The sequence below is a fragment of the Caulobacter sp. GW822-FHT01G02 genome, from assembly GCF_058802865.1.
On record NZ_JBXAON010000012.1, the window covers coordinates 54077 to 74707 of the forward strand.

At 67.7% G+C, this 20631-nt stretch carries 13 protein-coding genes and 2 riboswitches; of the genes, 5 read left to right on the top strand and 8 right to left on the bottom strand.

Annotated elements, in window-relative coordinates; all coding sequences use genetic code 11:
- Positions 1–55: 55 nt before the first annotated feature.
- Entirely contained in the window at positions 56–511 is a 456-nt protein-coding gene (locus AC1RNC_RS25035; protein ID WP_492888713.1) for an Lrp/AsnC family transcriptional regulator, read from the bottom strand.
- 459 nt (positions 512–970) lie between these two features.
- Here AC1RNC_RS25035 and AC1RNC_RS25040 point away from each other — a divergent pair, with 459 nt between their 5' ends.
- On the top strand, positions 971–2326 hold the full coding sequence (locus AC1RNC_RS25040; protein ID WP_492888714.1) for an NCS2 family permease: 1356 nt from the start codon (positions 971–973) through the stop codon (positions 2324–2326).
- Between the two features lie 15 nt (positions 2327–2341).
- Here AC1RNC_RS25040 and AC1RNC_RS25045 read toward each other — a convergent pair whose 3' ends face one another.
- The 3 genes from AC1RNC_RS25045 to AC1RNC_RS25055 form a co-directional block, all read right to left on the bottom strand.
- Positions 2342–3940 (bottom strand): adenosine deaminase family protein, encoded by a 1599-nt coding sequence (locus AC1RNC_RS25045; protein ID WP_492888715.1) that lies wholly within the window; start codon positions 3938–3940, stop codon positions 2342–2344.
- 66 nt (positions 3941–4006) lie between these two features.
- Entirely contained in the window at positions 4007–7249 is a 3243-nt protein-coding gene (locus tag AC1RNC_RS25050) for a TonB-dependent receptor (protein ID WP_492888716.1), read from the bottom strand.
- A gap of 209 nt (positions 7250–7458) precedes the next feature.
- Positions 7459–8511 carry a hypothetical protein gene (locus tag AC1RNC_RS25055; protein ID WP_492888717.1) on the bottom strand — a complete coding sequence of 351 codons (1053 nt, stop codon included), beginning with the start codon at positions 8509–8511 and terminating at the stop codon, positions 7459–7461.
- A 311-nt stretch (positions 8512–8822) separates the two neighbouring features.
- Here AC1RNC_RS25055 and AC1RNC_RS25060 point away from each other — a divergent pair, with 311 nt between their 5' ends.
- A complete protein-coding gene (locus AC1RNC_RS25060) occupies positions 8823–9785 on the top strand; it encodes an MBL fold metallo-hydrolase (protein WP_492888718.1) in 963 nt (320 codons plus the stop codon).
- Positions 9786–10284: 499 nt separating this feature from the next.
- Here AC1RNC_RS25060 and AC1RNC_RS25065 read toward each other — a convergent pair whose 3' ends face one another.
- The 4 genes from AC1RNC_RS25065 to AC1RNC_RS25080 form a co-directional block, all read right to left on the bottom strand.
- A complete protein-coding gene (locus AC1RNC_RS25065) occupies positions 10285–11265 on the bottom strand; it encodes an amidohydrolase family protein (RefSeq protein ID WP_492888719.1) in 981 nt (326 codons plus the stop codon).
- Positions 11266–11317: 52 nt separating this feature from the next.
- Positions 11318–13270, bottom strand: coding sequence for a S9 family peptidase (locus AC1RNC_RS25070; protein ID WP_492888720.1), 1953 nt, complete (start codon positions 13268–13270; stop codon positions 11318–11320).
- 84 nt (positions 13271–13354) lie between these two features.
- Complete coding sequence (locus AC1RNC_RS25075) at positions 13355–16069, bottom strand: TonB-dependent receptor domain-containing protein (protein ID WP_492888721.1); 2715 nt, start codon at positions 16067–16069, stop codon at positions 13355–13357.
- 130 nt (positions 16070–16199) lie between these two features.
- Positions 16200–16291: riboswitch (glycine riboswitch) on the bottom strand.
- A gap of 3 nt (positions 16292–16294) precedes the next feature.
- Positions 16295–16383, bottom strand: a riboswitch (glycine riboswitch).
- 265 nt (positions 16384–16648) lie between these two features.
- Positions 16649–17683 carry an ABC transporter substrate-binding protein gene (locus AC1RNC_RS25080; protein ID WP_492888726.1) on the bottom strand — a complete coding sequence of 345 codons (1035 nt, stop codon included), beginning with the start codon at positions 17681–17683 and terminating at the stop codon, positions 16649–16651.
- An 88-nt stretch (positions 17684–17771) separates the two neighbouring features.
- Between AC1RNC_RS25080 and AC1RNC_RS25085 the strand changes: the two genes are divergently transcribed.
- The 3 genes from AC1RNC_RS25085 to AC1RNC_RS25095 all read left to right on the top strand — a co-directional run bounded on the left by AC1RNC_RS25085 (position 17772) and on the right by AC1RNC_RS25095 (position 20517).
- Complete coding sequence (locus tag AC1RNC_RS25085; protein ID WP_492888722.1) at positions 17772–18440, top strand: response regulator transcription factor; 669 nt, start codon at positions 17772–17774, stop codon at positions 18438–18440.
- Entirely contained in the window at positions 18437–19813 is a 1377-nt protein-coding gene (locus tag AC1RNC_RS25090; RefSeq protein WP_492888723.1) for a sensor histidine kinase, read from the top strand. Before AC1RNC_RS25085 ends, AC1RNC_RS25090 begins: the two co-directional genes overlap by 4 nt.
- Positions 19814–20169: 356 nt before the next feature.
- Positions 20170–20517 carry a cupin domain-containing protein gene (locus AC1RNC_RS25095; protein ID WP_492888724.1) on the top strand — a complete coding sequence of 116 codons (348 nt, stop codon included), beginning with the start codon at positions 20170–20172 and terminating at the stop codon, positions 20515–20517.
- Positions 20518–20631 lie beyond the last annotated feature (114 nt).

Here is a 20631-nt window from a genome sequence, read left to right on the forward strand (position 1 = left end):
CGCCACATCGGAAAGCCGGCGCTCGGATGAGTTTTTTTTGCGCCGCCGCGCTCGGTCAGAGGGCGATGGGCACCGAGGTGGTGAACTTCATCTCTTCCATCGCGAAGGCCGAGCTGATGTCGAGCAGGCGCACGGCCTTGATCAGGCGCCGGTAGACCCCGTCATAGGCGGCGATGTCCTTGACGCGAAGCTTCAGGAGATAGTCGACCTCGCCGCTCATGCGGTAGAATTCGACCACTTCGGGGATGGAGCGGACCGCGCCGGCGAAGGCGGCCAGCCACTCGTCGCTATGCTCGGCCGCGCGGACGGTGACGAACACCACCATGGCCGAGCCGAGCTTGACGGGGTCGACGAGCGCCACCCGCTTGAGGATGTAGCCGTCGTCCTCGAGCCGCTTGAGACGACGCCAGCAGGCGTTCTGAGACAGAGAGACCGCCTCGGCCAGTTCGTTGACCGTCAGCGAGGCGTCTTCCTGGACGATCTCCAGGATGCGCCGGTCTATCCGATCCAATCCACCATCCGCCGCCAAATCAAATTCTCCCAAGCCTTCTCCGCGAAGCCAAATTGTCTTTCGACTTTCGCGACAGAGTCCAGGGTTTTCACCACATGCCTCCAAAACGGCGGGATATCGCCCACATGGCGTAAGGGACTTGTGAAGGCGAGTCTCTCCGGCCGGCTCCGTGACTCAGCCCGGCGAAACCTCTTCTCGCGTCGAGTCGGCGCCTGCGCGACGGGCGCGACGCGCCAACACATTCGGCATCGATCGCCGATTTCACGCCAGTAAGTAACAGCTTCATTATCCAACACCCCGCGCGGCGACGTCGCGGCTATCTGTCTGGCGACGAAGAACAGGGTCCGTCGCCATGGCGCGCCTGGCTTCGCGGACGTCGCGCGCATTCCGCGCGAGGCGCCCTCTTATTTGGCGTACCGGCGCCCTCCTCGGGGGCGCGGCGAAGGATCGGGAAGACCTATGAGTGGTAAGGCCTCGCAGGGCGCGACAGGAACGACGGCGGCGCTGGACCGTCACTTCGGCGTCAGCGCGCGGGGGTCCAGCGTTCGGACCGAAATCCTGGCCGGGGCCACGACATTTGTCGCCATGGCCTATATCATCATGGTCAACCCGGCGATCCTGTCCGATGCGGGCCTTCCGGTCGCCGCCGTGGCCGTGGCCACCTGCATCGCCGCCGGATTCGCCACCCTGGCCATGGGCCTGGTCGCCAACGTGCCCCTCGCCCTGGCGCCCGGCATGGGCTTGAACGCCTACTTCACCTACACCGTCGTGCTGCAGATGGGCGTACCCTGGCAGGTAGGCCTGGGCTGCGTGTTCCTGTCAGGTGTGATCTTCCTGCTGCTGACGGCAGCTGGCATCCGGCAGATGATCATCGCGGCCATTCCCGTACACCTCTTCGCCTCCGTCGCCGGCGGCATCGGCCTGTTCATCGCCTTCATCGGTCTGAAGAACGCCGGCATCGTGGTCAGCAATCCGGCGACCTTCGTGGCTCTTGGCGACCTGCGCCAGCCAGGCCCCGCCCTGGCGCTTCTGGGGCTGGTGCTGATCGCCGGCCTCAGCGCCTGGCGCGTGAAGGGCGCCCTGCTGATCGGCATCGTCGTCACCAGCATCATTGCCTGGCTGTGCGGCCAGGTCGCGTTCACGCCTCAGCCCTACAGCCTGACCGCGCTGACGCAGACGGCGTTCAAGCTGGATATCGCCGGCGCCCTGGGTTTCGGCGGGCACGGTCTGGGCCTGCTCGAGATCATCTTCGTCTTTCTGTTCGTCGACATCTTCGACAACATCGGCACCCTGGTGGCGGTGACCAAGCGCGCCGGCCTTGTCGACGCGTCGGGCAAGATCCCCGGCCTGAACCGCATCCTGACCACCGACTCGGTCGCCACCATGGTCGGGGCCGTGGTCGGCACCAGCACCGTGACCAGCTATGTCGAGAGCGCGGCCGGCGTGCAGGCCGGCGGTCGCACGGGCCTGGCCTCGGTGGTGACCGGCATCCTGTTCCTGCTGGCGGTGTTCGTGGCGCCCTATGCCCAACTGGTTCCGGCGGCGGCGACGGCCCCGGCCCTGATCATCGTCGGCGGGCTGATGATGGCGCCCCTGGCCGAGGTTGACTGGGACGACGCCTACACCGCCGTGCCTGCCTTCCTGACGCTGATCATCATTCCCCTCACCTTCTCGATCGCCAACGGCCTGGCGTTCGGCGTCACTGTCTTCGCGGCGTTGAAGATCGTGCGCGGCCAGGCCCGGCGCGGCGACTGGCTGCTGTTCGTGCTCGCGGGACTGTTCGTGGCCCGCTTCGTCTGGATGACGGCGGGCTGAACCGCCGGACAGGCTCTACGGGGCGAGCTTCGGGACAATGGCCTTCATCTCGGTCTCGAAGGTGTCGAAGGCCCGTTCAAGGCGCCACTGATCGCGCGCCTTGGGGCTGGTCTTCAGCACCGCCGCGCAGGGTCTAGACGGCGTCGGGCCGCTGGCCTCGGCGCAGGGACCATCCCACAGGCTCGCGCCTTGCAGGAACGCGTAGGTCAGGCTGTCGCGCGACATCTGTTTCAGCTGACCGTAGCGCACGCCCTGTTCCAGGACCGCGCGCATGTATTCGTGAGTCAGATCGCTTCGCGAGACGCCCAGGTCGTCCGTCGACAGGGTCACGGGCACACCGGCCGCCAGATACAGCGGCAGCGGATGGTCCTTGCCCTTCACGCCCAGGATGACGTCGTTGCTGGTCAGGTTGATCTCGACGGCGATCTTGTCGCGGGCCATGCGCGCCAGCAGCTTTTCGGCGTCATCCTCGTAGGCGATGTCGACCCCGTGGCCGATGCGGCGGGCCCCGGCCACCTCGACCGCCTCGGCGATATGGAAGCGCAGGTCGCGCGGCGGCGTCAGGCCCATGGCCAGCTCGCCCGCGTGGAGGGTCAGGGGCACGTCGGGATACAGCGTCTTGAAGAAGGCGAAGAGGCGCATGTGCAGCCGGTAGTCGCGCAGCGACACCGGCCCGTCCTCGGGCTCCAGGATATTGATCCCGACATAGCGCGGATCGGCCTTCACCAGGGCGAAGGCGGCGGCCATCTGGCCGAACACCACCTCCGGCGGGCGCTGGCGCGAGATCGACAGCAGATAGCGCAGCGTCACATCGCAGGCCGGCTCGGGCTTTGCAGTCCCACATCGATTGAGGGCGGCGATGGCCTTGTCATTGGCGTCGGCCCCGGCGATCGCCGCCGGCATGGCCTTGGCGATGGCCGGCTTCAGCTGGTCGAGACGGGCCTGAAGGATCCTGGCGTCCAGGCGCTGGGGCGGCGAGCCGTCGGCCGTCCGGCCCCAGGGATCGGACCACGGGATGGCGGCCGAAGCCTCGATCACCCCGCGCGAGGCGCTCGAGCCGGCCATCAGCTCTAGATACAGGGTGTTGTCGAGCGCGGCCTGGCGTAGAGCCTCGGCCTGGATCCGCACGCCGCGGTCCTCGCCGCCGCCCCGTCCCGAGCGACCAAAGGTGCGGAAGAAACGACGATGGCCGGAGATTTCCGGATCGCCTACTCCCTGCTCGAAGCGGCGGGTGGAGAGCGCATCGACGATGTCGCTGTAGAGGTCGGGGTCTCGCTCGGGCAGGCCTTTCAGCGCAACCCGATCGGCGTTGGCCTCGCCGGCGCAAGGGGCCGATACCAGGGACTGGGTCGACGTGGAGAAGCAGCCATCGGCCGCCGCGGCCCAGGCGATGAAGTCCTCGGCATAGGTGCCGCCGCCCGCGTGGTTGTGCAGGTCCGCGCCCTTGGGCAGCTTGGTCAACAGAATGCGCAGCAACGGTGGCGACGTCGCCGCCTTGGCGAACAGGGCGTCGAGCTCGCTGTCCGCGGGCGTCCCGGCGATCACCGGACAGGCGGACGCCAGGCAGCTGGCGGCGAACAGGGCCGCAACGCCCCTCATGGATGCGGACATCATGCGCTGCCCCCTAATATGGAATCGGCCCCGGCGCGAACGCCGAGGCCGAAGCTTAAGCGGTAAAAACTAGAACTCGAAGCGGGCCCCCAGGCGGACCCGCCAGACGCCCAGCTGGGCGTTCGGCTGCAGGGTCGGCTTGGTGAAGGCGGTGTAGGAATACTGATTGCAGCTCGAGCCGGCCTGCTGGGCGCAGGCGACGTTCACCACCGAGGTCAGCGGGTTGTAGGTCCGGTAGGAGCCCCAGTCGCTGTTGATCAGGTTCAGCAGGTTCTCGACGTCGCCGAACAGCTTGAACCGAGCCGAGCCGAGGAACGGCGCGGGCACCTCCTGTTCGACGTGCAGGTCGACCTTGAAGTAGTCTGGGGACTTTTCGGTGTTCTTGCCGATCACCCCCTGGCTCAGGTCGTTGGCCCGCACGAAGTCGCGGAACGCCTCGTAGACCGCCGTAGAGGCATAGCTGACCTTGGAGTCGGCGGTGATGCTCGACACATCCGGCACATACAGCAGGTAGCGGTTGGAGCCGCCGGTCGTGCCGAACAGGGTCGAGCGGCTGTTGGACAAGGTGGTGTTCATCGTCAGGCTGTAGGGCGAGCCCGAGCGCAGTTCCCCGAACAGGTTGAAGCTGGTCTTGTAGTCGCCGAAGAAGGCGTGGGCGTAGTCGATGTTGAACTTCCAGTTGTCCCGCACCTCGTAGCTGGACCGGCCATACGCCGGCTGGTTCGGATCGACCATCGGCTGGCCGCCATAGGTGCCGCTGGCCGTCGAACCGCCCGAGGCGTAGCTGCCCATGTCCGACAGCGACTTCACGTTGGAGTAGGTATAGCTGACGCCGGTATCCAGGCCGAAGTCGAAGGACTTGCTGGCCCGGGCGACGGCGATGACCGACTTGCCCTTGTCGGTGCTCAGCATGGCCAGGTCGCTGTTGGCCGTATTGGTGTAGGTGTCGGCATAGATCGCGCGACCGTCGGGCGCCGTCCCGACCTTGGTCAGGCGCAGGTCGGTATAGTAGGCGGCGGAGTCCGCGCGCCCATAGAACAGGTCCGCGCCGAAACGCCAGCCGTCACCCAGTCGCTCGCCCAGATCGGCCACGTAGTCGACCGACAGGTTGGTCTTCCACTGCGCCGGCAGCTTGAAGGTCGGCAGGATGAACGAAGTCGGCGAGGCCCCGAGGGCGGAGGTGTTGGTCTGCAGGTAGCTGGACACCAGCGGGTCGATCTTGTTGCCCTGGACATTGTTCAGGGCCGCCGCGCAGATCGCCGCGGCGTTGGCCACCGTCGCTGGGATGGTGCAGCCCGTACCGCCGACGGCGCGGCCGATCGTGACCGTGTTGGTGAACACCCCGGCGTTCGAGAAGCTGTTGCCGACGAAGACGTCTGGCGCGCCGCCGTTGAACAGGCCCACGCCCGTGCGCACCGTCAGGCGATCGGTCGGCCGCCAGGTCAGGCCGACGCGCGGCTGGACAACCAGGTTGCCGTCGATATTGGCGTTGTTGGCGAAGCCGTAGCGATTGACGAACGACGTCTTGAGCGGCGCCTTGTCCTTCATCTCGTAGCCGTCGAAACGGACGCCGGCGGTGACGTTCAGCTCCGGCGTGATGTCCCAGCTGTCCTGAGCGCCGAAGGTCAGCTGATCATAGTCGAAGCTGGCGCTGGCGTCCGACAGCTTGCCCGTGATCGAGTACTGGTACAAAAGCTGGCCGGCCTGGCGGGCCTGGAAGTCCGCCAGGGAGTCGAAATAGTAGGTGCCCAGCGAGTTGGCCACGAAGGTGTTGCTGATCTTCAGCCGGCTGTAGGACGCGTGCAGCTTGAAGGCGTGGTCGCCGAGATTGTAGCGGGCGACGAATTCGGCGCCGTACTGCTTTTGCCCGACGACGTCGGCCTGGCTGAAGGCTTCGGTGCCGAAGACCAGTCGCGGCGTCCCCGTCTGGGTGCACTGGTTCAGCGAACCGACGGCGACCGGGTCGAGGCAGACGGTGATATCGCTATAGCCTGGCGAGCCGAACGAGATCGGGACCTTCATCGAGTCGCGGTAGTTGACCCGCACCTCCGTGCTGAAGGCGTTGGTCCAGCGGGAGTTCAGCTGCAGGACGTGGGTCTCGACCTTTTCCGGCTCATGGGTGGCGTAGGAGCCCAGGCCCAGGCCCGGCGAGGTGATCGACGAGGTGCCGCCGCTCAGCGCGACCGTCTCACCCTTGTTCTGGATGGTCGAATAGGACAGGCGCTGGTTGTCGCTGATGTTCCAGTCGAGCTTCAGCGTCCATTTCTTGTCCTTTTCAGGACGGCTGGTGAGCACGCCGAGCGTGTCGTAGCCGTAGACCGACTTGGCGATCGAGGTGACCTGATCGACCTGGGCCTGGGTCAGGTTCGGAATGGCGTTGCCCGAACCGGGCGGGCCGAAGACCGACGGGACGGTCTCATCGAGCTTCTCGTAGGCGAACGCGAAGAACAGCTTGTCCTTGATGATCGGCCCCGAGATGAAGGCGTTGCGCGTCTTGGAGGTCATCTCCTGCGAGAAGCTGCTGCCCTTGGACTTCGTGCCCATCAGGCTGTCGTCCGAATAGGTATAGCCGGCGGCGCCGGTGAACTTGTTGCCCCCCGAGCGCAGAACGACGTTGATCGAGCCGCCCTGGAAATCCCCTTCGGAGATGTCATAGGGCGCGATCTTGACCGACAGCTGCTCGATCGCGTCCAAGGGGATGGGGCCGCGCGCGCTGGGCAGGCCGCCCTGGTTCAGGCCGAAGTTGTCCGAGAAGCGCACGCCGTCGACCGAGAAGCGGTTGGTCCGGCCGTTCTGGCCCGCGATCGAAACGCCGCGGGTGCTGGGGTTGAACGAAGCGAACGGATCGCGACGGGCGATGTCGCGGATATCGCGAGACACCGAGGCTACGCTGGCGATGCTGTCGCGATCGAACACCGTGACCAGCGGGCCGCTCTTTTCCGCCCGCGTGGCGGTCACCACCAGGGCGTCGACCTGCGTGTCGCCCACGGCGATCGGCAGGACATAAGGCTGACCGACGCTCAGGAAGAGATTCTGCGAGGTCACCGGCGGGAAGCCCGGCGCGGTCACCGTCACGGTGTAGGGGCCGCCTGGACGCAGGCCGGTCAGGTTGAAGGCGCCGGCGCTGTTGGTGGTGGCGTTCGCGGTCGTGCCCGAGGGCTCGTGCACGGCGCTGACGCTGGCGTTGACGGCGGCCGCGCCGCCGGCGGTCACCGAGCCCCGGATCGAGGAGGTCGTCTCCTGGGCGACGACCGTCGTTCCGGTGGCCGCCAAGGCGAGCGCGATGGCGCTCGCGGCATAAAGATGTCGCATTTGGGTCCCCTTGAGATGGTGGGCCACGGTCCCCCCGAGCCACACCGAACTGAAGTCGTTACGCCCGCCGCGCCTATGGCCGCGCCTACGCGCCAATGCGCGCGGCGAACCGTGAAGCGGAGTTTGCGGTGTTTCCCCCAACGGTCGGGACACTTGACGCGTCCTCGCGGCTGGACCGACCGCCAGGGCCGATCCGCCGTTTCAGGTCGTTACTTCCCGTCGCCGGGAATCTTGTCGCGATAGACGGCCCAGTTGCCCGAGAGCTCGTCGACGACCTTGCCGGCCACCACGAGGGCGGCGTAGGCGGCGGCGTCGCCGACCCCGGCATATGGCCGGTTCATGCTGTCGACCGGGCTCTCGCCCGGAGCCTGCTGCGAGTAGTTACTGGCGGTGCGCAGAACGACCAGCCGATCGTAGTCGGCCTTGCCGACCACGGTGAGCCGCCGCAGCGCGTTGGCGACGCCGGTGTCCTCCATGGCGGTCATCACGAACCGGCTCTTGCCGCCACTGAAGTCGGTGGCGAGCTTGGCGTAGCGCTTGGTCAGCATTTCGCCGTGCCAGTAAGCCTGGCCGGAGATTTCGTCGCCAGTCAGCACGAAGGGCGGCTTGGAGCCGTTTGGATAGCTGGAGAAGCGCGCCCGCGCCGTCTTCAGCGCGTCGGTGTCGGGAAGCTGAATGCCCTTCGTCAGCCCATAGGCCCAGTCACGCAGGCCGACGTTGAGCGGATAGTAGACGCTGCTGGGGCGGTCGGCGCGCGGCGGCTCGAACGGCGGATAGCCGCCCGTCCATTCCGGCGGGGCCTCGCGCGGATCGACCCACTTGCCGAAATCGACGTCGATGACGTTGCCGATCCACGCCGCCGACCCGGGCGAGGCCTCGTTCGGATTGACCCCGGCGATGGCCGCGATCACCCAGTAAGCCTTGGAAAGGTCGAAGCGCGGATCGGTCGCCAGGGCGAAGGTGGTGATGGCCGCATGGTTGGTGCCCACGCCGGTGCGGACGATCAGGACGCCCTTCGCCGGATCGTAACCCAGCGGCGCGACGCCGTTGGGGAAGTCCAGAGTCTGGGGCGCCTTGGCCATCCAGGCCTTGTCTTCCAGCGCATAGGCCGTGACGACGACGACCCGGATCGGGATGGGCGCGGTGACCGCGGACGCGGCGGGCGGCGAAACCGGCGCCTGCGCCAGGGCCGACGTCGCCGTCACCCCCGCGAAGGCCGCGGCCAAAAGGGATCGGCGTGTCCAGGCGGACAAGTTCAACATGATCGCAAATTCCCCCAACTCGGCCCTGTAACGCTACGCGAAGACCCCGGCGCCGCGGCGGATCGCCGGGGACGCTGAAACCCTTGTTCTGGTCGGATGCAATGGCGTCGGGCGCGCGCCGGTCAAGCGAGCGGGAGAGTGGAAATAAATTCTTACTTCATGTGACGCCGGACCGGGCAACCCTGCGCCCGCCCTGCTGCTTAGGGCAGCGCCAGGAGGCCGCTCGCCGGCGGCGACGCCGCCAAGCCCCATACGCCTGGCCATCCCGCTCCCGGCGCGACATGCTTCAGATCTTTTCGAGACTGGGCGTCATGCAAGGTCGAGGTTTTCCACGAGCGCTTCTTCCGGCGCTTCTCCTGCTCTCGGCGGCCGCGCCGCCGCCGTCCGCCTTCGAGGTCGTCGCGCTAGGCGTCAACGGCGGCGTGGAAGAGCCGACGAGCGCCTACCATATCGTCGCCCATGGGAACCGGTCGGGCGTGATGTGCGACGCGGGCACGCTTGCTTCGGGCCTGGATCGGGCCGTGCGCAAGGGCCGCTACCCAGGGGCGGACTCGCGCGGACAGGTGATGGACTCCATCGCCGCCTATCTGATCACACACGCCCACCTCGACCATGTCGCGGGTCTTGTGCTGGCGTCTCCAGACGACACCAAGAAGGACATCATGGGCCTGCCGCAGGTGAACCAGGCGCTCGCGGATCACTATTTCAACTGGGTCGCATGGCCCAACATGGGCGACCGCGGCCCCCCGCCACACATCGGCAAATATCACTACAAGGACCTGGAACGTGGCGGGACGCCCACGCCGATCGCTGGAACGGGCATGACCGTCACGGCCTACCCGCTGTCACACGGAGGGGTGACGTCGACCGCGTTCTTGCTCCGGAGCGGACCGGACGCCTTCCTCTGCCTGGGCGACACGGGTCCCGACGCGGTCGAACACTCGACGAACCTGGAAGATCTTTGGCGCGCCGTGGCCCCGTTGGTGCGGCAGGGGCGGCTGCGGGGAATGCTGATCGAGGTCTCGTACCCCGACCCGGTTCCAGCCGCCCGGCTCTACGGGCACCTGACCCCGATGTGGCTGAACACCGAGCTTGAGACGTTGCGCGGCATGACGCAGGACGACGCTCGCATGCGGGCGTTGCCGATACTCGTCACCCACATAAAGCCTTCGGGAGCGGCGCGATCGAGCCGTACGTTGGTAGAGCGGCAACTCGAAAAGATCGGCTTCTTCAACTTCATGATCGCGGAGGAAGGGCGCAAATACGCTCTTTAGCCGCCGGATCACGCAGCCTTCGCGTCGACCATCTGTCCGAGGCCCTCGCCCGTCAGGCGTTCACCCGCCTCGCGAAAAAGGCCCGGCGCAAGCCGGGCCAGGTGATTGGATCTCTCAAAACCCGCGAAGGCATGAAGCCCTCACAGGCCTCCTTCTGAGAGCCCTCCGACCGTATCTGGAAGAAAATAAGTCGCGACCAAACCGCTGAGGTTGCCGTTCAATCATATTGCGCGAACGCGAGGCACGGGCTGAGTGACCGATTGGCAGTCGAGCGTCGCGCGTCACGACAGGATCGGGCCGTATGACGTGCTCGACCGCGATCCGGCCGGAGCCAGGCTCATCGCCGCCGATGGCCCGCGGCGAATGTCGAATCGATCAACGACCAGCGCCGGCGACCCGCGCGGGCTTGAGGATATGGGTGAACGCAGAAACGAGGTTCGGCCGCTTCAAGAGCCAAGGCCCGAAATCATGTCTGTTCAGGCCGACATCAGCCACCGACCTAGTTGCCCGTAGAGCCAGCCAGCGTCTTCGCCCACGCCTCAGGCGACAGTTCTGGCCCCGCATAGGCGGTGGCGAAGTAGGTCTTGAGGTCACCGGCGAAGGGCCAGTCAGACCCGGCGACGAAACGATCCGGACCGATCCGGCGGATCAGGGCGGCCATCCGGGCGCGGTCCTCGGGCGTCGCATTGTCCTTGAAGACCTGGGCCAAGTCGAAGCGGACGTTGCGGACGCGACCCGGGTCCTTCTCGAATGTGTTGGCGAAGGCGCCCAGGGCGTCCAGCGTCGCCGCGTCGATCCCGCCCCAACCCGCCGCGTGGGCGATGACGACGGGCTGGCCGCCGGCGGCCGGCAGGACCTGGTCGATGAAGGCTTCGACGTCCCGCGCGCCATAGTCGGCCTCGCCGGTGCGCATGTGGATCATGATCGTCCAGCCGTTGGCGGCCGCGGCGCGGAAGACCGCCGCCAGCTTGGCGATCTGGGCCGGATCGCGCAGGTCCACGCCGGAATTGGTCAGGTGCAGCTTCAGCCCCGTCACCGCGTGGTCGCCCTTCCAGCGGGCGATCTCCGCCAGGGCGTCGGGGGCCGTCGGATTGACGCTGACGAAGGCGGCGAAACGATCGGGCCGGCTCCGCGCGAGGGCGACCGTGAAGTCATTGGCCTCGCGCACCACCCGGGCGGCGTCCGGCTGGGGCGGGCCCAGCGGGCTCTCGGCCAGATAGGCCGTCGACATCAGCCAGCCCTTCTTGATCCCCGCGCCGTCCATCGCCTTCAGGGCGTCGGCGGCGGTCAGCGGCGCGGTGAAGCGCGGGTCGCACGGACTCTTGCGCTTGGGGCTGGCGCAATAGGCCGGGAGGATCTCGAGGATCGCCGGCGAATGGACGTGCATGTGGTGGTCGATCGCCGGCCCCGCCCAAGCCCGGCCACTCGAAAGCAACAGCGCCAAGGCGGTCGCGCAACGCAAAAGGCTCGACAAGGTCATCAATCCTTCCAGGGAAAAGGCGCGGAACCTCGGTCCCGCGCCCTCGCCCGCCCTACTGGCCCAGCAGCGTCTTTCGCCAGAACATGATGCTGGTCCAGAAATAGTAGTCGTCGTTCTCCTTCTTGCGGAAAACGTGACCCTCGTTCTTGGCCAGGATGTGCCAGACCGAACCGCCGTTGGCGCGGACGGCCTTGATCATCTGGTCGGCCTCGGTCGGCGGCACGCGCGGGTCGGTCCCGCCCGTGGCCACCAGCAGCGGCGTGGTGATCTTGTCGACGCTGGTCAGCGGCGAGATCTTCATCAACTGCTCGCGCTGCTTGGGATCGCGCTCGTCGCCGTACTCAACCCGGCGCAGGTCGCGGCGATAGGCCTGGGTGTTCTCCAGGAAGGTGACGAAGTTGGAAATCGCCACGTAGCAGTTGGCGCCCTTGAGGCGCGGGCTGTAGTGCGTGGCCGAGGCGTAGCACATGTAGCCGCCGTACGAGACGCCGTTGACGGCGAAGCGGCTGGCGTCCAGGGCCGGGTTCTTCTCCAGCGTATCGAGGAAGGCGCCGATGTCCTTCACCGAGTCCTCGCGCTTGAACGGGCCGTTGTCGAGATTGACGAACCGCGCGCCATAGCCAGTGGAGCCGCGTACGTTCGGGAAGAACAGCGCGATGCCCAGTTCGTTCAGCAGATAGTTGTTCCCACCCAGGAAGTCGGGCCGGGTCTGGCCTTCCGGACCGCCGTGGATGTCGACGATCAGCGGGCGCTTGCCGGGGAACTTGGCCGGGTCGGGCTGATAGAGGAAGCCCGAGACCTTCTCGCCGTCGAAGCTGGCGACTTCGACCAGCTTGGGCTCGACGTTCAGGCTGGGGTCCAGGCCGCCGGTCTCGCTGTGGGTCCACTGGGTGACGGCCAGGGTCTTGGGATCGATCGAGAAGGCGTCGCCCGGCACCTTCGCCGAGGCCATGCTGAGACCGATCTCGCCCCACGGCGCGATGTCGATCGCCGCGCCGATGCTGTAGGGGATCACGCCGGCCGGCAGGCCCGTCACCGGGCGCACCGCGCCGGTGGCCAGGTCCAGCACCCGCACGCGCGACACGCCGGCCTCGTTGATGGCGTAGACCGCGAACGAACCATCGGGCGAGACGGCGAAGTCGCTGACGTCCCAGCGCGGCTCCTTGGAGACCGGGACGAAGCCGCCCTTGCCGTCCAGCTTGCCGAGGCGCTGGAAGTCGGAGCCCTTGTTCGAGGTCAGCCAGACCGAGCCGTCGTGGGCGTATTTCGGATCGACGTACGAGACCTTGGCCTTGGGATCGGTCAGGGGCTTCATCTTGCCGCTGGCCAGGTCCAGTTCGTAGACCATGGCCTCGTTGACCGACATGCGGTTCAGCACCAGCGCCTTGGCGCCGTCCGCCGAGAAGTCGGCGACGTTCCAGCCGCCGCCGGTGACCTGGGCGACCAGGCGGTCGGTCTTGGGGTCCTTCGGGTCGACGACATAGAGGTCCATGTCCGCGCCGTTGCGGCGCGACGAGGCGTAGCCGACGAGCTTGCCCTCCGGCGACCAGGCGCCGAACCAGTTGCGGCTCTTGCCGTCGGTGATCAGGCGCGGACGGCCGGCCTCCAGCACGTAGAGCTGATAGAACTCGTCGCCGCCCTTGTCCTTCTGGATCACCAGCGTCCCGCCCTTGGGCGACAGGGCCGCGGCCAGGATCGGCTCGTTCTCGAAGCTGATCTGGCGGCGGTCGCCCTCGGGCTTGGCCACGACGTGGACCTGATCGGAACCGCCGAAGCGGGTCTTGATCAGCATCGAGCGGTCGGCGGTGTTCCAGCCCAGGAAGTTGGCGTGGCGCGCCTGCAGATACGGCGCGGCGGCCGCGACCAGCTCTTGCGGAATGGCCGGCGCGCCGTCGACGACGATGGCGGCGGGCGGCGCGACGGTCTGGGCCGCCAAAGGCGTGGCCAGCGGAGTCGCGACGGCGGCGGCCAAAAGGGCCAGCGCCAAGGCTTGACGAGAGATCATCTGGAGAATGCCTCTGAAGAAAGGGGGAGCGCCGCCGGCGGGGGGAGCTAGGGGAAGCAACCGGCGGCGCGATGTCGGGCGGGCTTAGAAACGCATCCGCGCGCCGACGGTCACATAGCGACCGATCACGTCGTAGTAGGGCGAGTACAGCGACGAGACGGGCGGGTCCTTGTCGAAGAGATTGGTCGCGTTGGCGTAGAGCTCGACCTCATGGCCCATGACCTCGGGCAGCTTCGCCTGAACGCCCAGGTCGACATAGGTGTAGGCCTTGATGTGGCCGTTCACGAGGTCGACCGTTCGGTTGTACGTGCCCGGCGAGATGTAGCGCGCCCGCAGGTTGGCGCTGAACACCTTGCCCGACCAGTCGAGCGCCGCGGTCATCCGGCTCTTGGGCGTGCCCAGGCCGAACGAATAGCCTTGCGACTTGACGTACTCGATCTTGCTGACGCCGTCGTTGGTGGTCAGGCTGTTGACCCAGGTCATCAGCCAGCGGGCGCGGATGCGGCCGGGCGCGTCGGGGATCAGGCGGTCGAGATTGGTCGCGTACGAGATCTCGGCGTCGACGCCGTCGGTCTTGTAGTTGGCCAGGTTGACATAGGTAGAGACGATCCGCGAGATCCCGCCGGTGGCGTCGCGGGTGACCCGCGAACACATGTCGGCATTGCCGTTGGCGCAACGCGTGACGATGTCCTGCGCCGAGACCGTGGTGATCACGTTGTCGATGTCGATGTCGAAATAGTCGACCGAGATGTTGAAGCCCGGCAGGGCCGGCGGCGAATAGACGAAGCCGGTCGTGAAGGTCTTGGCCGTTTCAGGCGTCAGGTTCGCATTGCCGCCGCCATTGGTCAGCACGTAGACGCTGGAATTGGTCTTCGGGTCGACGATGGTGTTGTAGCCGGTCGTGCTGGTGGTGAAGAGTTCGGTCAGGTTGGCCGAGCGGATATCGCGCGACTTGGTGATCCGCCCCCGGAAGCCCGGGAAGAACTCGTTGGTGGCGCCCAGCTTCCACGACCAGATCGAGCCGGTCGTGTTGTAGTCGGACACCCGCGCGGCGGCGTTGACTTCCAGCTTGTTGAAGACGGGCACGTCGCGGACGACCGGCACCAGCACTTCGGCGAAGGCTTCCTTGACGCTGTAGTCGCCGGCCATGGCCGAGAAGCTGAAGGTGGTGAAGGCCTTGGCCGCGTCCAGGGCGCCGACCGTGCGATTGACCGACTCCTTGCGGGCCTCCGCGCCGACGGCGACCGAGACCGGGCCGGCCGGCAGGCTGAAGGGCTCGCCGCGCAGGCTGAAGCCGCCGACGTCCAGCTTGCTGGTCTCGCGCTGGCTGGGCGTGCCGGTCACATAATCCAGCGCCGCCTTCGAGGGCGCGCCCTGGCCGAACAGGTTGATCGGCACGCAGTTGGTCGAGGCGTTGGTCAGGGCGACCCGGCAGATCGGCTGGCCGGTGGTCGGGCTGATCACCGAGTCGACGGCGTTGGCGTAGTTCTGGGTCAGGAAGAACCCAGGGGTGTCGATATTGTTCTCGTTCTCGCCGTGGCTGTAGTAGGCGCTCCAGCGCCAGCCGTCGCCGAACGCGCCGTCGAACGCGATAGTCCCCTGGGTCGAAACGCGCTCGAAGTCGATCGTCGGATAGGCCTCGGTGTTGAAGCGGCCCATGGTGAACGAGGTCTGTCCCGCCGCCGCCAGGGCCGACTTCACCGCCGTCGGCAGATAGGCGTTGTCCGACTTGATCGTCAGGTTGCCGCGGTTGTGGTCCCCGAACCAGATGTAGTTGTTCCACATCCGCGAGCGGCGCAGCTCGGCCGTCATCTTGATCTTGTCGGTCAGGTCGTAGGTGACGCTGGCCATGGCGGCGTAGCGCTTCTGCGGCGTGACGAGGGGCGAGAGGTCGTCGTTCGAAGGGCCTTCGCCGCCGACCGAGTTGGTGCCGATCACCGTGCCGGCGTTGAAGGTGCGCAGGCTGCCGTCGGGATTGAAGGCCTGGCCCTTCAGCACGCCCGACATGATCAGGCCGCCGTAGGCCGCGTTCGAGAAGCCGACGTCCGGGGCCAGCACGAAGCGGCCCGCGCCGTTCGAGACCGTGGCCCAGCGGCCGATGTTCGGCCGGCTGTTCTTCGGGATGACGCCGTCGTTGTCGATGTATTCGCCGCCGATCACGAAGTGGCCGCGGCCGTCGGCGAAGCTCTTGCCCGCCGCCGCCTCGAGGCGGACCTGCTTGGCGTCATGGTACGAGGACTCGCCCGCCTCCACGCCCAGCTTCAGGCCGGTGAACGTGCGGTCGATGCTGATGTTGACCACGCCGGCCACGGCGCCGGAGCCCCAGGCGGCCGAAGCGCCGCCGGTCACGACGTCGACGCCCTTGGTCAGGACGCTAGGGATCAGGTTCAGGTCATTGTCGCCCGAGAAGCGGCGGCCATCCAGCAGCACCAGGGTGCGGCTGATGCCGAGGCCGCGCAGGTCGACCGGCGCGTTGCCCGCGCCCGTGTTGGTGCCGGTGGTCTGGGCCGACGTCGTGGCGCGGAACTGCGGCAGGTCGTTCAGGGCCGCGGCGATGTTCGGGCGGGCGCCGACGCTCAAGTCCTGGGCGGTGACCCGCACCGTCGGGGTGGGCGCCTCGAAGCCGGCGCGGTCGATGCGCGAGGCCGTGACGATGATCTCTCCGACGCTGGTGTCGTCGGTCTTGGCGGAGCCCTGGGCGGCGTCCTGAGCGAAGGCGGCGCCGTGCAGGGCCAGGACGGCGGGAACCAGGCTGCAACCCAGCAGCAGTCCCCGGCGAGTTTGGCGTGAAATGGTCAAAGTAAGATCCCCTATGTTTCAGCAGTCGACAGTCGCTCTCTCCCGCGCGCCCGCTTGTTCGGTCGCGTCGGTCGCGTCGCTCGGGAAGACGCGCGCCTTCCCGGACTCCGCCAGGCGGTTCCTCTGCCCCCGCTGTCCCTTGGCCTGAGAGATTCAGGCGCGGTCGCGCCCTTGCTCCTTCGGCGAGGCCGCTCACTTGTGGAGCGGTCCTGCTTTCCAGCGTCCTCGTGCTCTGCGGTCCCTGTTGCCTGAGCGTTTCCGGGGCGGTTGCGCCTTCGGCGTCGGGCTGACCCGATCTCTTCCGCGAGAGCCAGGCCAGTACGACCGGCTCGCCCCATCGCGTCAAAGCGTCGAAATCCGGTACAATGTTGCCCGGCGCGCGATGAGGACGAAAGGAATCCCCCTGAGCTCAACCGGTGGGCACGACGCGCGTTCGTCCGTCGCCGCGCGATCCGCGAAGGTGACAGGTCGGTGACAGCTTGGGCTGATCGGGACCAGGGGCGAAAACCGCGAAGCTTTCGTGAACCTGGCCGGATGTGATTATTTTTTAGGCGAACTCTGGACTATATTTAAGCAGCATCAGCGATCGGCGGACGCGGCTTTCCAGCGCGCCAGCAATTCAGCGCGCCGCCCCTGGTCGAAATTGGCCAGTAGGGCGGGACCGACACGGATCGGCCGGCCGGCCGCGCCCAGCGCCGGCGCGCCGCCGGTGGGGCGGATCGGCGTCAGCCTGGCCTGGGCCAGTCGCCTCTGCCCCTCGTCCGACATCAGATAGTCCAGAAACACCCGGGCCGCCTTCGGATGCGGCGCCGAACGGGTGATGAAGGCCACGCGCGAGAGCGACAGGTGATAGTCGCTGGGCACGACATAGCCGATGTCGGCGTTGCGATGGCGCGCCCACCAGTCGGCGTAGAAGCCGTTCATGTCGTAGGCCAGATCGTGCGCGCCCGACAGGCTGGTCAGCAGCGGCGCGCCCGGGACGAACAGGCCCGGCTCCGATTTGGCCAAGGCGTCGTACAAGGGCCAGGCGTCCGGATAGGCCTGCAGGTCGCTCGACAGGTACATGAACCCGACCCCGCTCTTTTCGGGATCGTACATGGCGATCTTGCCGCGCCAGCGTTCGGGGTCGGCGCGCAGGGCCGCCAGCAAAGCGGCGTGGCTGCGCGGCACCTCCGACTCCTTCAGCGCCTTCCTGTTGTAGGCGAAGACGATCGGCTCGGCCGTCACGCCGAAGCCCTGGTCGCGCCAGACGGCCCAGGCCGGCAGGCCCTTGGCCTCCGGACTGCGATAGGTCTGGGCGTAGCCGTCGTTGATCAGCTTGACCTGGATGTCCATCGACGAACTCCAGGCCACATCGGCGACCGGCGCGCCCGCGTCCGTCTCGGCGATAAGGCGCGCCTGCATCGGTTTGGCGGCCAACTCGACGAAGCGGACCTTGATCTTGGGAAAGCGCTCGCGGAAGCCCTCGCCGATCACCTGGTGGACATCGGTGTTGAGATAGACGACGAGCTCGCCCTCGCGCTCGGCGGCGCGAATATCCCAGCCGCTGGTCGCCTGTCCGATCGACTTCGGCGCGCAGCCGGCCAGGGCCGCCGTCAAGGCCAGCGCCGCCATGATCGCCACGGGCCCGCGTCTCTTGACCTGATGAGGCAATCGGCGTCGGATGATGACCTCCCCTGCGTGTTCGGTTCCTACATCCCCGATGAAGATACTGGTTGTCGAGGATGATCCGCCTCTGCGTCGCTCCCTGACCGCGACGCTGGAGAGCGAAGGTCACGAGCCCGTCTGCGCCGAAACCGGCGAGGCCGCCCTGGCCCTGGCCCTGGCGCATGGGGCCGACTTCGACGCCGTCGTCCTGGACATCGGCCTGCCCGACATCGACGGCTTCGAGATCCTGGGCCGGCTGCGCCGCGAGGGCGTGCTGACTCCGATCGTCATGTTGACCGCGCGCGACGCGGTGCGCGATCGCATCGCCGGCCTGGACATGGGCGCGGACGACTATGTGCTCAAGCCGTTCGACCCGTTCGAGCTGGTGGCCCGGGTGCGGGCGGTGGCGCGGCGCAAGGGCGGCTACGCCACCCGGACGGCCCATGTCGGCGCCCTGGTCTGCGACTGGGAAGCTGGCGCGGCCTGGATCGGCGAGCGGCGGCTGGACCTGCGCCCGCGCGAATGGGCCGTGCTGAAGGCCCTGGCCGCGCGTCCCGGCCGGGTCGTCGAGCGCGACCGCCTGGCCGCCGACGTGTTCCCCGACGAACAGGCCCCCTCGCCCAACGCCCTGGACGTCCATGTCGGTCGACTGCGACGCAAGCTGGCGCCGGACGGCCCGCGCCTGAGTACGCTGCGGGGCGTGGGCTACCGGATCGACCCATGAAGGCCAAGCCTTGGAAGGGCGGCCGCCCCAGCCTGGTCGGCCGCCTGCTGCTGGCGCAGGTCGTCCCCCTGGCCCTGCTGGGCGCGGCGCTCGCCCTGGCCGGCGCCCTGGCCGCTCGCGCGGTCGTGGAGAAGTCTTCCGACCGGCTGCTGGCCGGATCCGTGACCTCGATCGTCGCCCAGATCGGCGTGCGGGACGGTCAGGCCCAGGTGGCCCTGCCGCCCTGGTCCCTGGCCCTGCTGGACAGTCCGGAGCGCGACGCGGTGTTCTACGCGGTGCGCCAGGGCTCGCGCCTGGTCACCGGCTATGACGACCTCCCCCGCCTGCCCGCGCCCGCGCCGAACGAGACCAGTTTCAGCTATGCGAGGATGCGCGGCTACGAGGTGCGGATCGCCCAGTCGACGGTGATGGTGCCGGGCGTGCGCGAGCCCGTCGTGGTGGCGGTGGCCCAAAGCCTCGACTCCCGTCGCGCCAGCGTGCGCGAGCTGCTGTCCACCCTGATCGGCCTGCCCGTCCTGCTGGTCGCCGTCGCCGCGGTCCTGGTCGTGCCCGCCGTCGGCTGGGGCCTGGCGCCGCTGCGCCGCCTGACGGCCGATCTTAAGAGGCGCGCCCAGGCTTCGCGCCCGGACCTCGCCCCGATCGACGCCGCCGACACGCCCGCCGAACTGTCGCCGGCCGTCGAAGCCTTCAACCACCTGATGAGCAGCCTGGAGCGCTTCACCCGCGCGCTGGAGCGCTTCTCGGCCGACGCCTCGCATCAGTTGCGGACGCCCCTGTCGGTCATCGTCGCCAACCTCGCCCTGCTGGAGCGCTCGGCCGCCACGCCGCGCGACAAGGCCCTGCTGGGCGACTCGCGAGACGCGGCGGCCAACCTGCGCCAGGTGCTGACGCAGTTCCTCGCCCTGGCCCGTTCCGAGGCGACCGCGGCCGATGGCGAGGCCGATCTCGCCGCCCTGCTAAAGACGATCCAGGTCGAAGCCGCCCGCGCGTTTCCCGAGGTCGAACTGCTGACGCGCCTGCCCGCCGACCTCGGACTCGCGCGCGGCAACGCGGTGCTGATCGGCGAGGTTCTGCGCAATCTGGTCTTCAACGCCTGCGCCTATGGCGGGGGAAAGGTGCGTATCGTCGCCAGGATGGACGGAGACGGACCCAGGGTCGTGATCTGGGACCGCGGCCCCGGACTGGACCAAGACGCGCTGCGCGACGTGTTCGCGCCCTTCAACCGGGGGAGCGCGGGCCAAGGGTCGACCGGCGCGGGCCTGGGCCTGGCCATCGTGCGCTCGATCACCCGGCGCCTGGACATCGATCTCGAACTGCGCGCTCGCCATCCCAGGCCGGGCCTGGTCGCCGACCTTCGCTTCCCCACGGGATAGCATCAAGGAGACGCCGTAGCGTCGGGAGCGGGCGCTGGCGACAGCGCCGATCAGGCGGATGGCGGGAGCAGGAGTGGCTTCATCCTGGCTCGCCATGCTCACCGGCGCGACGAGTCTCCCTATGCCCAGCGTATCTGGCTGATGAGGGACCCTCTGGCGGCCATTCCAGATCCGGCGCCTTGGGACACGGACAGCGCCAGGGCCTTTGGCCTCGGACCTGAAATCCGAGTCGTTGAGGTCAGGCGCGGCGAAACCAGGTGACGCCAATCGCTCCACGGAACGGCCAGCCTGACGTTTCACCCCTGGCCATTACAATAGTTTTCGCTATCCTTTGAATCATCAGAAGGAGGATCCCCTTGAGCATTCATCGCATGACACCCGAAATCGGGGATCCGATCACGCCGATCTCGCCCGGATGGACGGTCCTGGAAGGCGAACCGACGATGTGGACCTGGTTTGAGCACCAATCCGAGGACGGCTCGCTGGTCGAGGGCACGTTCCGCTGCACGCCCGGGACCCTGCGCGCCGAATACTCCTACTACGAGTATGTCGTGATGCTCGAAGGCCGGATCGAGATCACTCCGGACGGCGGTGAGACCGTCGTGGTCAAGGCCGGGGACGCCTTCGCGGTCGAAGCTCACCACAAGGGCGTGTGGAAGGTGACCGAGGCCGTCCACAAGCGCTTCCTGCTCAAGATCAAATAGGGCGGCGCCTGCCCTAGCACGCTCGGCCGCCGCGCGCGGGGGGGGGGGGGGGGGGGGGGGGGGGGGGGGGGGGGGGGGGGGGAGGGGGGGGGGGGGGGGGGGGGGGGGGGGGGG